This is a genomic window from Xylanibacter muris (assembly GCF_013166605.1).
Lineage (GTDB): Bacteria > Bacteroidota > Bacteroidia > Bacteroidales > Bacteroidaceae > Prevotella > Prevotella muris.
Window position 1 is genome coordinate 62,523 of record NZ_JABKKF010000010.1, and the last position, 13,725, is coordinate 76,247.

Here is a 13,725-nt window from a genome sequence, read left to right on the forward strand (position 1 = left end):
TATATGAAAAAACTATTTTTTATTGCCGGCATGATGGCAGCAACGGTATATGCCATGGCATGTACAAATCTTATTGTTGGCAAGAAGGCCAGCAAGGACGGCTCTGTGATGTGTACATACAGTGCCGATGATTACGGTATGTTTCAAGGATTGGCACATTATCCGGCGGCAAAGCACGCTCCCGGTACAATGCGTAAGATATACGATTGGGACACAAACGAATATCACGGTGAGATACCTGAAGCCGCAGAGACTTATAACGTTGTCGGCAATATCAATGAATATCAGGTGACAATAGGCGAAACAACATTCGGAGGACGTGAAGAAATGGTTGATACAACCGGTATAATAGATTATGGGTCATTGATTTACATAGCGTTGCAACGCTCAAAAACCGCACGTGAGGCTATTAAGGTCATGACAACACTTGCAGAGACTTACGGTTTCAACAGTGGAGGTGAGACATTCACTGTCTGCGATCCTGATGAGGCCTGGATAATGGAGATGATGGGTTGCGGACCCGGCAGCCGGGCTGTTGTATGGGTGGCGCAGAGAATACCTGATGATGCAATCTGTGCACATGCGAATCAGAGCCGCATACGTAAGTTTAATATGAAAGACAAGGCAAATGTGATGTATTCACGCAATGTCGTAAAGTTTGCACGTTCCAAAGGATGGTTTAGCGGTAAGGATGCGGATTTCAGCTTTTGCGATGTCTATGCGGCCGCAGATTTCGGAGGAAGACGGTTCTGTGATGCCCGCGTATGGAGTTACTTCAACATGTTTTCCGATGGAATGGAAAAATATGTCGACTATGCCGCAGGAAAGGCAGACAATGCAGAGCCGATGCCTTTGTGGGTCATACCGAACAGGAAACTTGATGTCGCCGATTTGGAGGCAGCCATGCGTGACCATTATGAAGGTACCCCGTTTGCCCTTGATTCAGACATAGGGGGAGGAATATGGGATATGCCTTATCGTCCGACACCTCTTTCATTTAAAGTTGACGGAAAGGAATATTTCAACGAGCGTCCTATTTCCACGCAGCAGAGTGGATTTGTTTATGTCAGCCAGATGCGTTCATGGCTTCCGCGTGAGATTGGAGGTGTGCTGTGGTTTGGCAATGACGATGCCAATATGGTGGCATTTACACCGGTATATTGTTGTACGACAATTGTGCCCCCGTGCTATGAGATGAAAGGAAATGATGCATTGACATTCTCAATGGATAATGCCTATTGGGTGGAAAACTGGGTGAGCAATATGGTATATCCGCGATATAGCCTTATGTTCGGCTCATTGAAAGAAGTGCGTGACTCTCTCGACAGTTCTTATCTGAACGCCCAAAAAGAGATAGAGGACAAGGCGATAAAGCTTCATGCCTCATCTGATATAGAGGCACAGGAATATCTGACCCGTTATACATGTGATAAGGCTATGCAGATGCTCGACCGCTGGAAAAAGCTTGCCATACATCTTATAGTGAAGTATAACGACATGATTGTGAAGCCCGAACATGACGGAAAATTCACCCGTACGAAATACGGACTTGGCGCAAAGGTGGCACGTCCGGGATATTCGGAAAAATACGCCCGTGAACTTGTTCGTCAGACAGGTAAAAGATATGAATCACCGGTTAAGTGATGAATAGTGCATTTTATTTGTTTCGGATGTTGCAGCATTGAAATCAGGCTGCAACATCCGAAATTTTATTGTCTGCACAGTTTCATATATGGGCATGTGCTGCAAATATCCTTATCCTCTGTTGGAGTGAAGGGCAAGGAGGGATTGAAAATACCGTTTACAGTGTCATGCAGAAGTTCGTCAAACTGCTTTGCAAACGGCCTTATGTCTGTTATTCTGTCCTTTCCGAAACTCAGTGTCGGGTCATAGTCGTCACCGGAAACATGCTGAATGTAGAGCAGGGAAGGACTTACGTCATATTTCTGCGGATTTATGTCGGCTGATTCGCTGACTATTACAGAGTATAGAAGGGTCTGAAGAAAATAATCGTTATGCTCTTTGACCTTTGAAATGTCAAACACTGCATTTATATCGTTCATTTTCCTTACTTCCCTGCTTCCCGTCTTGTAGTCGACAACACGTATGCGTCGTCTGCCGCTGTCATCCTCTACAATATCAAGACGGTCTATGCGTCCGCCTATAGTGGTATGGATAATCTTGTTTCCTTGTGCTATGTCGAAATCTGATATTACAGGCACTTCAAGCCCGAGGATTTCAAAGGGAGCAAGACCGGCATCTGTCTCAAGCAGTTTTCTCAGATAGGTGATGATAACCTCACGGTTAATCAGTTGCAGACCGTTGTATTCAGGTTTGCCGCCATTACCTTTTCCAAGTTTGAAGACCTGTTCCCTGAATACTTCATCTACAACTCGGGGTATTGCAGTTTTTGATCTAAGTAAATTTTCTATATCCTCCCTATATATGTAATTGTCGCGCATAATCCCCTCATATAGAATCTGTGCCGAGTCGTGGAATATGTTTCCGAACATTCTGTTGTCCATAATTTCCTCTTCGTCATTATCCGTTTCTGAAAGTCCGCATACATATCTGTAATAGAATTGCAATTGGCAACGCATGTATCGGTTGATGGCTGTAGGTGTCAGCAACGGATTGTTTCCGCCGGTCCGTAATGTCTTGTCAAATCTTCCGGTTAGTCTTTCCATTACTTCTGTTGTCTTTTCTATCGGCCCTGGAACAGAATTACCGGGCTGTAAGGCAGAATGCAGCTTTATATTCTTTATATTGAGTCCGCTTTCTACCATAATCTGCATCATGAATCTGCTCATTTCGCCCCTGTTGCCGTTTTCAGTGGAATTATTGTATGCAATTGTCACGTTTTCGGCACGTTGGATAAGGCGGTGAAAGTAATAAGAATATATTGCCACCTTGTGTTCAACAGTGGTAAGACCGTATGCCTTGCGTATGCTGTATGGGATGAAAGAAGTGTCGTTCACCCCCTTGGGCATGTTCCCTTCGTTGCATGATAATATAAGAAGGTTTTTAAAGTCGAGATTTCTCGTTTCCAAAACTCCCATTATCTGAATGCCTATGGCTGGTTCGCCATGGAAAGGTATGGACACCGACATAACCAACTGAGTGATAAGTTTCTGTAATGTGCTTACTTCAATGTGAAGATCTCCGGATATCATCAGTGAAAGAAGGCGGTTCATTAATGTGTATGTGTTGAAAAGACATTCTTGAAAAAGAGGCTCGTCAACGTCTTTTGCGTTATAGGCGATAATTCTTATTATGTCTATAATCCATTTGCATATTGATGCCGACAGATTCTTATCGGTTTCATGGCCGCATATATGGAAAAGCATCTGTGTGCCTTCATCCATGTTAAGGTCGGATAAGTTTGGATGATACAGCTTTGCATCAACGTTTATTCTGTTATAAAGCCTAATGTATTCCGGAGAAATGTACTTCATATAGGGATGTTTCAGAATGGCGTTTACCTGGCGTAATCTGAACTTGTCGCCTGTTGGAATGTATCCTGAAGTCTGAAGGCTTATCAATATATTGAGAAGTGAGCTGAACGGCGACTGATGCAAGGGATAGCCTGTGGTGATGTTTACATTTCCCGTCCCGTCAGGAATGCTGTGTATGATGGTTTGAAGCAACCCCTCGTTGCACATCACCACAGCCGTCTTCTTTCCGGCCTCTATTCGCCTCGGCTCTTTTAGCCATTTGCTCATATACCGTGCCTGAATACTTTCCGTGGATGCTGATACAAACGTGATATTTTTATTTATCAGCATCTGACCGTACACCCCTTCATCAGAAATGTCAAGTTCATTGGGAAACATTTCGAGATATGATGCGATATAATGTCCGGCTTCATTGGAATGTTTTTTATCTTTGGGCATATAGTAGTTGTCGAAATCCCAATAGAATTTGGCTTTTCCTTCATTTTTGAGTCTTGTAAAAAGTTCTTGTTCAACCTTTTGAAGAACGTTGAAACCTACGAATATGTATCTTTCTCCTTTAAAAACAACGGTTTTATCATTTACAACCTTACGATACAAGGCACCTTCGTATGCAAGTCCCTGGTTGTTCAGACGATCATTATAATTATGGTATATGGCGGAAAGATTACTCCACAGGGAAAGAAAACGCTGTTTCAGCTCTGTGTTTTTTTCTTCAGAGAAGTTTGCAAAAAACTTTTTCAGGATGTTTATCTGCGATTCGTCGAGGTATGATATATCATCAAGTTCATGTATGTCCTTTACATTTGCAAAAACCTTGTCTGCATCTGCCATGTTCTTGTCTATGTCATCAAAATCAGAAAGAAGAATCTGCCCCCATCCATAGAAATGGTCGAAAGACTCGGATGTTCCGGTGCATTCCATGAAACTTTTATGCAAATCGCATATAAGCTTTATGCAATCGCCATGCTGAAGTTTGGAATGATTGGTAAACATATCACTGATAGTTGTGTATAAAGGGCTCCATATAGGTTTGCCGGCTATTTTGGCCAGATATTCATTCATGAACAGTGACGCGCGCTTGTTTGGAAAAACAATGACGGTACGTGATAAATCTGTTCCGTATTTGCTGATTATATCATGTGCTACGCACTCTAAGAAAGTTCTCATTGATGTTAGTTTTGAAGTATGTTGTTATACTTTGGGTATTATCCGTATTATCATGACTTTAAATGTGCACTTCGTCCACCTGGTTCTGATATACAAACCATAGGAATCCCTTAACGTTTTTATATCCCATGGAGACTAAAAGCGTCATATATTCTGCGACTTGTTTTATGTAGCTGTCACGCTTGCGGCCGAACTTAAAGTCTATCACAATCATTTCGTTGCCGTCTGTTATTACACGGTCGGGCCTACGTTCCTTTACAGAATGTGTCATTTCATCGTAAGTGACGACAGAACATTCGTTGAAAACAGTCCATTTGTTCGAGAACCATTCTGCTATCTGTTTATTTGCAAAGCTTTTATTCAATATAAGCTCAAGTTTTTCCTGAGTAATCTCATCGTTGAACAGAAGACCTTCAAAGTGCATTCTGTCTATAATTCCTTTTATATCATCAGACGTCTTTATTGAAGAAAAGACCTTATGCAGGATATTTCCCATTTTTATGTATCCTTTTTGTTGCGTGTCTTCGTCTTCTGACGTAAACTCACGGCTCTTGTTGCTTTGACGGAATTGAGGCTTGTTTTCAAAATATTCAATGTCCACAAATTCTGTCTCCGAATCTTTCATGAATACATTTTCTGATGTTTTATTATTGCTTTCCTGTGTAGCATCTTTATTGGCATATTCTGGTTTCCTGCCAAAAGAGAATGAAACGACTGTATCATCATCATTGTTTCCTTCTATTAAAGATCCTTCAAGTTTGTCGGATACCTCACCGAGACATTTCTCTATCATATTGGAACGGTGATTGATATCGGCACCTTTCTGGCCTATTACATACAGATTGTTGCGTGCACGGGTAAATGCCACATATAGAAGATTGAGATTATCGACACCGTTCTGGATATGTTCATTGCTGTAATGCGATTTATATGCGGTGTCGAGAAGCCTGCTGCTGTAGTCGACCGGTACCAATGGGATTGCATTGTACGGTTCTGTTTCCGGACTGCACCATATAATATTGTTCCTGGTATGTTCGAGTGTCCAGTTGCAAAACGGTATGATGACGGTCTTATACTCAAGTCCTTTGCTTTTATGTATGGATATTATTCGTATTCCGTCTATCTCGTTACACTGTATTGTTTTGCTGCATATTTTATTTTTCCATTCGGTTATGAAAGTATTGATATCGGCAATATTGTCATTTATAAAACATCTTAACTGATCGTAGAATGCAAATACGTATGCCGATTGTCCGTGAATCTCTCCCAATGAAAATAATCCGTAAAGCTGTTCGACAAGATCGTAGAGTGGTTCTGAGGCAAGCTGTTCTGTATTGTTTATGAACTTGTCTGGCAGAAGTCTGTCTATATCAGTATTTTTCAGAAGAATATTACTGATAGGCTGAGTGTTGTGTACGATAAGCCTCTGATATGCTACGGCAAGGCTTGTCTTTACAATAATATCATCGGGATGTGTGAGCAGATAAAGTGCGCTGATAAGTATGTTTACAGTGGATGAGGCGTCTAGGCGGAAAGCCTCGTCGGAAACAATCCTTATATTGCCGTGTTCCATAAAGTAATTGGCAATAACCGGTATTTGCTTGTTGTTTCTTACCAGAATGGCAATGTCATTCATAGGTACATTGCTTTTTAGAAGTGACACTACCGTATCTTCGAGTACTGACAACATATTGCCTTCATATTCCTGTTTGGGCAGCAGTTTTATATTCACATATCCGCAATCTCCTTTTTTTTCAGGTACTTTCTGTACAACATCCTCATACGCATGTAGAAATTGTCGGGACACATTCTTTATTTCATCATCTTCAGTGTCTGAATGACAGGTATACTCCCGGTATGATGCGACAGAGAAAAAAACGTTGTTGAAAGCTATGATATTTCTATCTGAGCGGTAGTTGGTTTCAAGTGGTCTTATGTCAAGCTGTTCTTTTACAGGTGAGGCAAATTCATTCCCGATGTTGTTTAAAAGTCTCCAGTCGCCTGAACGCCATCTGTAAATACTTTGTTTTACGTCTCCCACTATAAGGTTTTCTGAACCGTCATGGCTCATACATTCCAATAGCAATACCTTGAAGTTTTTCCATTGTGTAAGACTGGTGTCTTGAAACTCGTCTATCATCACGTTTTCAATACGTGTACCTATTTTCTCAAATATAAACGGAGAGTCGTTGTCTTTTATCAGTGAATGTAGTAAATACTGTGTGTCGCTAAGCAGAAATCTGTTGGCATTGTCATTTAAAACTCTTACAGTCTGCTCAATCTTGTTTAGCAGGCGTAGTTGGTTAAGGTGCTTTAGAGTGATGTCCGACGACAGGTATCTGTTCCATTGTTCCGGCTGTTGGCTGACTGCGTGATTAAGCAGCGGAATCAGATACTGAAGTGCAAGTTCGTGTATGATTTGTTTGTTTGGGCTTTTAGCAGTGTACCATTTTTCCGGTGAATCGAGACATGCTGTAACACGTGTTCCGATAATCGAGTTGTCGAAAATACCTTTACGTAATTTTATGAAAAGGCCGGCGACACCTGATTTTCTGTTGCTGAAATCATCCACGGTAAGTCCGTTATCCTCAATTCTTTTGAAGAATTCGTCTGCAAATTCTTTCATTACGGCCTTGGCAGACTTCTTTTCGCTTTGAAGTCTTGCCATGTAGTTTTCAAAGAACCGGGATTTTTCCAGCTTACCGCTTAGCTCCTCACTGTTTTGTTTATAGAACTCCTCGAATATTGTTTTGCCAAATACCTTTATGTTGTTTATGACATTCCAACTCTTGTCGTCTTCAATATTTGCATTTATATACTGCATTATCCAATGGAGTACGTTGCTGTTTTCGTCAAGACTTTCTATTAAAGTGTCTACAGCCTGGTCGGCCACTTGTCCGTCGTTAAGATCTATCCTGAGATTTGGGGTAAGATCGAGTTCGTGTGCAAGATTTCTCAACACAGACTGAAAGAAAGAGTCGATAGTTTCTACCCGGAAGAATGAGTAGTTATGCAGAAGCAGATATAATGCGGTTCCGGCACGACTGCTTATGAATTGCTGTGTAAGTTGCAAATCCCCGGTAAGTACTTCCATATAGTCTTTCGAGTCATCAAGATTCTTCCATAAGCCATATAGCTGACTCAGAATCCTGTGTTTCATCTCTTCCGTAGCCTTATTGGTAAAAGTTACGGCAAGGATATTACGGTAGTTCTGCGGATTCTTTATAAGCAGTTTTATATACTCAATGGCAAGCGTGAATGTTTTTCCACTGCCGGCACTGGCCTTATAAACTTTAAGGGATTTGTTCATGATCTATGTCTGACTGTTCTGCTGTTTTTTAATTTCTTGTTATAATATATGTTCACCACTTCCTGAACATTTCAAATGAGAACTTACATCCAAATTCATTATAGCTCAGATTGAGCATACTGGCAAATATTCCAACTGAAAAATATTTATTTGTAAATCCATAGCCGATTTCAAAATATGGCCGTGTATGTTCGATGAGAAGCGCGCTTATGTAAAGCCGTTCTGTTTCGATATACTTTCCTATGGCCGGTACAGTTGAGATAAATAGGAGTGGAGACTCATAGGAGGCATTTGCTCTTACATAATATTTTGAGGAATTATACCAACTACTGTTAAGTAGCTGAAACTCACCGGACCAGTCGTCATCCCAGCCTCCGGGGATGAAGTTCTCACGGAAGTTGTTGAAATCGACAAAGTAATCCGTTGAGCGGTTTGTATAAAATCCTCCTCCTATGCGCATATTATATTGCTGAAGACGTTTCATTTGTCTTTTGTATGAAGCGTCTAATTCTATTTTTTCATATTCCATATTCGAACCGAGAAACCCTTTTATGCATCTTTCATAGCTCGACATGAAAACAGGGCCGTTCGCAATTGGCCGGACAGTGAATGTGAGGGTAGGGGCAAAACTTCTGTATGATGTTGTTTTGCCAGATTCTCTCAGAGCTTTTTTATTGGATGCTTCTCTATTGTGATATACTCCGCCAATTGATACGTTTACATTTGAAAACAATGAAATATTTCCCATAAGCGTAACAGATTCGTCTTTGAAGTAATTTGTTACCGAATTATTGAGATCTGTTGTATCAGTGTTTTCATTTTTTATCTTGTCAAGCAATCCTGAATCGGTAATCCTGTTGCCGTTAGCCCATTTCAATTCTACCCATCCGTTTTTTTTCATATTAAAAGTATATCGGAAAGGAGCGTTGAAGTAGAACTGTTCTATCTTGAAATTATATCCGAATCTTGGGTCGAATGATATTTGCTGTTGTGCGTTGAAGTTATATTTTGATTTTATTTTCAGTTTATATGCCAATCCTTTACTTTGGCTATAGCTCAGGTACAGAGGGTTCAGTAGCGGAGACAGATTTATCGAGGCGTTTGAAGATTCTGTTCCGATACTGTTGAGCATGTTGTCATTTATGGCATCCAATACGCGGTCTTTGTTTTTCTTGAACTTGCTTTTCGTATTGCTTTCATGTTGCCATGATGCGGCACTGTCGGATATTGACGCTCCGGAATATGTGCTGTCGTTTTCCTGCACAGAGATTTTCCTATGATTCTGTAAATATGCATCATTGTATATCTCTTTTTCCATTGGCTCAAGCGTGTCTGCCCGTAATGTGTCCATGAGTTTGCTATCAGCAAGATTGTTTATTGAGTCAGGAATATCCGTACTACGATTAAAATATGTAAGAACACGGGATTTTATCTTGTTGCCCATGAAATTAAATGAGATATTAGACTGGCATTTCTTTGGAATAAGTGAAATATCCTTGTCGTCATATCCCATGTAGGCAATAAATTCAAAATTAAGCAAATCATAGCTACCTCTGAATCTGTATCTTATTATTCTTCCTGTGGCATTGTCTACAATTGCAAAACCTCGTATTAACTGTGTGTTTTGTATTTTAGGTCTGAAATTAACAATAGTTGTGTTCTCACCAACGGGGCTTATTCTATATCTGTAGAAAATACGGTTGCTATAATGAAACGGAGACAAAAGCTTGTCTTCAAATATTGTAATTCCATATATATTTGGAACAAGACTTTTATTCATTATGCTCATTACCTGTCTGTTGCGCGGTATTGTTCCGTTTATGACCTGTCTCTTTATCTGGAAATGGTTTATGTCATTAAAATGTATCTTTCCGTATGATTCGGATATATAATTCCTTTCCCCTTTGGCTATTGGATACATTGTCGGTATTAGAAACAGAGTAAGGTTTCGCCTTTGGGTTTTCATGGTATACTTCATGTAAAAGTTGGTCTGTTCCCCATCAGGAAGAGAAGCATAGTTTCTCCTGAATGCAAAAATGCGTGTCATGATTGTGGTATCATTTTGCGATTTTGCATATAAACAATCAGCATTACAAATCAGCAATACCAAAAGAACGGTTCTTACTATGGCTATATAAAAAAAATTCACGGCTCCAAAATTACAAGAAATATTTGGAGCCGCAAAATTATGTATTTAAATTTAAATGTATTTATTTCCTTTATACAGAAAGTTGCTCATAGGCAAGGCAAACATTAAAATGTATATTATTATCCCAAATATTTCATGAGAATCTTTGCATTGCCGCTGTCGCGCAACTTTGCAATGCTCTTCTCCCTGATCTGGCGTACACGTTCACGTGTAAGTCCAAGCTGGTCACCTATTTCCTCAAGGCCTTTCTCATGACAACCAATACCGAAACACTCACGGATAATGGTTATCTCGCGCTCTTTCAATACCTTTGAAAGGACGGAGTTTAATTCTTGAGCCATTGACTCATGGTCTACATACCTGTCTGTACGGCTATCATCACCACTTGCCATAACGTCAAGCATACAGTTGTCCTCGCCATCTTGGAAAGGAGCGTCTATTGATACGTGATGACCGTCAGCCATAAGGCTTTGCCCGATTTTATCCTCATCAAGGTTGGTGGCCGCACTGAGTTCTGAAACGGAAGGGTGACGCTGGTTTTCCTGTTCAAACTTGTTTATTTCGTGGTTTATCTTGTTTAATGAGCCAACCTGATTCAACGGTAAACGTACAATACGGCTTTGTTCTGCAATGGCCTGCAATATACTCTGACGAATCCACCATACTGCGTATGAAATAAATTTGAATCCACGTGTCTCGTCAAATTTCTGGGCAGCCTTGATAAGCCCGATATTACCTTCGTCAATCAGGTCGGTAAGTGTCAAGCCCTGATGTTGATATTGTTTTGCAACAGATACGACAAAACGCAGATTTGCAGTCACTAATTTGTCCTTTGCTTTTTCACCTTCCGGGCCACCCTTTCTGATTTTTTGGGCAAGTTCTATCTCCTCGTCTATGGAAATCAGTGGTGCACGTCCTATCTCTACAAGATATTTATCCAGTGCCTCACTTGAACGATTAGTAATACTCTTCTGAATTTTTAATTGTCTCATGTTTATTGCCTTAACTAATATAACTGTTTGGTTTTTAACAAGATACCTGAATTTATCTCTAAAAACGATGCAAAATTACAAAAAATAACAATACGTTGTTCCTTTTCCATGTGTTTTTTTGAAAAAATATATATTATCACATTAAGTAGTTAAAAAATGCAAACACATTAAAATGGGATTATAAAATATAAAGGGAGCATACCATCACTGGCTTGCTCCCTCGTCTAACTATTTACTATATGAAATGTTTTTGTGCAAACAGTATTATTTATACTATACCCTGCGCCATCATGGCTTTGGCAACTTTCATGAAACCGGCGACATTCGCACCTTTTACATAATTGATATAGCCATCAGGCTGGGTTCCGTATTTCACGCAATTGTCATGTATATCTTTCATTATAAGCTTCAGGCGGTTATCCACTTCTTCTGCAGTCCAACTCAAACGCTCTGAGTTTTGACTCATTTCCAATCCGGATACAGACACACCACCGGCATTTGAGGCTTTTCCCGGAGCATAAAGAATATTGGCATCTTGGAATGCTTTTACAGCATCCGGTGTTGAAGGCATGTTTGCTCCCTCTGCAACAGCTATTGTTCCATTGCTTACAAGCATTGCCGCTTCTTCTCCGTTGATTTCATTCTGTGTCGCACATGGCAACGCGATGTCTGCCTTTTCACCCCATGGGCGTTCACCGGCATGGTAAACCGCATTAGGATATTCATCCGCATATTCTTTTATACGTCCACGTTCGATATTTTTAAGTTCCATGACAAAGTCGAGCTTTTCGCGGTCAATACCGTCCGGATCGTAGATGTAACCATCAGAATCGGAGAGAGTCAGGACTTTCGCACCAAGTTGTATACATTTCTCGGCGGCATATTGTGCGACATTTCCTGAACCGGAAATAAGGACACTTTTCCCTTTAAGCTCGATTCCTTTGGTTTCCAGCATTGACAAAAGGAAGTATACCGTACCGTAACCTGTTGCTTCCGGACGTATAAGAGATCCACCAAATTCACGTCCCTTACCGGTAAGCACACCGCTCCATTCATGAGTAAGCTTCTTATATTGTCCGAATAGGTAAGCGACTTCGCGGCCGCCTACACCAATGTCTCCGGCCGGAACATCAACGTCAGGCCCGATATGGCGGTAAAGTTCATTCATGAAAGCCTGACAAAAACGCATCACCTCAGAATCGCTTTTTCCGCGTGGTGAGAAATCCGAACCGCCTTTTGCGCCTCCCATAGGAAGGGTTGTCAACGAATTCTTAAAAGTCTGCTCAAAAGCGAGGAACTTCAGTATACCAAGATTTACCGATTTGTGAAAACGTAATCCTCCTTTATACGGGCCAATCACATTATTATGTTGTATGCGGTATCCCATGTTGGTGTTGACTTTGCCATTGTCATCAACCCATGTCACGCGAAACTCGATTACACGGTCCGGAATACAAAGACGCTCAATCAAATTGGATTTCTCAAACTCAGGATGTTTGTTATACTCCTCTTCAATGGTTGGAAGAACTTGGCTTACTGCTTGAATGTATTCAGGCTCGTTTGGGAATCTTCTTTTCAAGTCCTCGATTACTTGTGTTGCATTCATAAATAACTTGTTTCCTTTTATTAAAAATCTTTTTTACCTTGTTTTATCAAAGAGGTTTTTTAATGTAAAAACAACCTCTTGTCATATCCGTTTGCAAAAGTACACATTTTTATCGAATTACCAAACAATTTTATTAAAAACAAGAAATAAAGTTATCAAAAAGTTATATATCTAATGCTTTTTGTATTAAAAGTGAATAATATCATAACATATTAGATACACATAATATCATACTGTAATGGTTTCATTCATGATGATATGGCTCGCCTTTTATTATTGTGCATGCCCTATAAAGCTGTTCTGTGAATATCAGTCTGACCATTTGATGGGAAAACGTCATTTTTGATAATGATATTTTCTCATTGGCCCTGTTATATATTTCTTCTGAAAATCCATACGGGCCACCAATAACAAAAACAAGCTTTCTTGATATATTGCGTTTACGTTCAAGCCATTCTGCATATTCGACACTTCGGAATTCCTTACCGTGTTCATCCAGCAGTACAACAGTGTCTGACGGGTGTAGAACTTTCATTATAAGTTCACCTTCCATGTTCTTTTGTTGCTCTTCAGTAAGTTTTCTGGTGTTTTTTAGTTCCGGGATATACTGTATCTCAAACGGCATATAGTGTGATATACGTTCTGAATAGTCGTTAATTCCGGCAGTGAAGTGTTTGTTTGCCGTTTTGCCTACAAGTAAAAGGATTGTTTTCATTTGATATTCCTTTTGGCTTTATAATCATTCTTGCGTTTGGGATTCATAGGAAACCATCCTTTTTCAACCCTTTTCTTTTGTTCGAACAACTCTCCTATTGACCAAATGAAGGATGCTCCGGTCACTCCTAATAATGATGAAAACAGAATGTCTGAGACAAATAGTGCTGACATTATACAGATGACTCCTAAAAGCAAAAACACCCACCATAAGCGGGTGCCGGTATAATACTCTGTCTTTATCACAATAGGATGGAATATTCCTATTATAAGAAAAGTCCCTATTCCTATAATAATTCCTGTGTAATACATGTTTTTTCTTTGTGTTTAAA

Annotated in this window: 8 protein-coding genes; 1 reads left to right on the forward strand and 7 read right to left on the reverse strand. The window is 40.1% G+C overall.

Going from position 1 to position 13,725, the window contains the following annotated elements; genetic code table 11:
- The first annotated feature begins 3 nt into the window (after nt 1-3).
- Nucleotides 4-1,644 carry a dipeptidase gene (locus HPS56_RS10375; RefSeq protein ID WP_172276228.1) on the forward strand — a complete coding sequence of 547 codons (1,641 nt, stop codon included), beginning with the start codon at nt 4-6 and terminating at the stop codon, nt 1,642-1,644.
- 65 nt (nt 1,645-1,709) lie between these two features.
- Here the strand turns inward: HPS56_RS10375 and HPS56_RS10380 are convergent, their stop codons facing one another.
- The 7 genes from HPS56_RS10380 to HPS56_RS10410 form a co-directional block, all read right to left on the reverse strand.
- Nucleotides 1,710-4,622, reverse strand: coding sequence for a PD-(D/E)XK nuclease family protein (locus HPS56_RS10380; protein WP_172276230.1), 2,913 nt, complete (start codon nt 4,620-4,622; stop codon nt 1,710-1,712).
- Nucleotides 4,623-4,680: 58 nt separating this feature from the next.
- A complete protein-coding gene (locus HPS56_RS10385) occupies nt 4,681-7,932 on the reverse strand; it encodes a UvrD-helicase domain-containing protein (RefSeq protein WP_172276232.1) in 3,252 nt (1,083 codons plus the stop codon).
- 52 nt (nt 7,933-7,984) lie between these two features.
- The gene (locus tag HPS56_RS10390; RefSeq protein ID WP_172276234.1) at nt 7,985-9,979 is read right to left on the reverse strand and encodes a DUF5686 family C-terminal domain-containing protein; all 1,995 of its coding nucleotides are present in this window, start codon (nt 9,977-9,979) and stop codon (nt 7,985-7,987) included.
- A gap of 221 nt (nt 9,980-10,200) precedes the next feature.
- Complete coding sequence (locus HPS56_RS10395; protein ID WP_172276236.1) at nt 10,201-11,073, reverse strand: sigma-70 family RNA polymerase sigma factor; 873 nt, start codon at nt 11,071-11,073, stop codon at nt 10,201-10,203.
- 268 nt (nt 11,074-11,341) lie between these two features.
- Nucleotides 11,342-12,679 carry an NADP-specific glutamate dehydrogenase gene (locus HPS56_RS10400; protein WP_172276238.1) on the reverse strand — a complete coding sequence of 446 codons (1,338 nt, stop codon included), beginning with the start codon at nt 12,677-12,679 and terminating at the stop codon, nt 11,342-11,344.
- A gap of 244 nt (nt 12,680-12,923) precedes the next feature.
- Complete coding sequence (gene rlmH / locus HPS56_RS10405; RefSeq protein WP_172276240.1) at nt 12,924-13,394, reverse strand: 23S rRNA (pseudouridine(1915)-N(3))-methyltransferase RlmH; 471 nt, start codon at nt 13,392-13,394, stop codon at nt 12,924-12,926.
- Nucleotides 13,391-13,705, reverse strand: a complete 315-nt coding sequence (locus HPS56_RS10410; protein WP_172276242.1) for a DUF4491 family protein — start codon at nt 13,703-13,705, stop codon at nt 13,391-13,393. The genes rlmH and HPS56_RS10410 overlap by 4 nt, the downstream gene beginning before the upstream one ends.
- Between the last annotated feature and the right edge of the window lie 20 nt (nt 13,706-13,725).

What these genes read in the sequence shown, in the direction of transcription:
- HPS56_RS10375 (WP_172276228.1), top strand. Translation starts at nt 4, where the DNA reads ATGAAAAAACTATTTTTTATTGCCGGCATGATGGCAGCAACGGTATAT.
- HPS56_RS10380 (WP_172276230.1), bottom strand. Translation starts at nt 4,622, where the DNA reads ATGAGAACTTTCTTAGAGTGCGTAGCACATGATATAATCAGCAAATAC.
- rlmH (WP_172276240.1), bottom strand. Translation starts at nt 13,394, where the DNA reads ATGAAAACAATCCTTTTACTTGTAGGCAAAACGGCAAACAAACACTTC.
- HPS56_RS10395 (WP_172276236.1), bottom strand. Translation starts at nt 11,073, where the DNA reads ATGAGACAATTAAAAATTCAGAAGAGTATTACTAATCGTTCAAGTGAG.
- HPS56_RS10400 (WP_172276238.1), bottom strand. Translation starts at nt 12,679, where the DNA reads ATGAATGCAACACAAGTAATCGAGGACTTGAAAAGAAGATTCCCAAAC.
- HPS56_RS10390 (WP_172276234.1), bottom strand. Translation starts at nt 9,979, where the DNA reads ATGACACGCATTTTTGCATTCAGGAGAAACTATGCTTCTCTTCCTGAT.
- HPS56_RS10410 (WP_172276242.1), bottom strand. Translation starts at nt 13,705, where the DNA reads ATGTATTACACAGGAATTATTATAGGAATAGGGACTTTTCTTATAATA.
- HPS56_RS10385 (WP_172276232.1), bottom strand. Translation starts at nt 7,932, where the DNA reads ATGAACAAATCCCTTAAAGTTTATAAGGCCAGTGCCGGCAGTGGAAAA.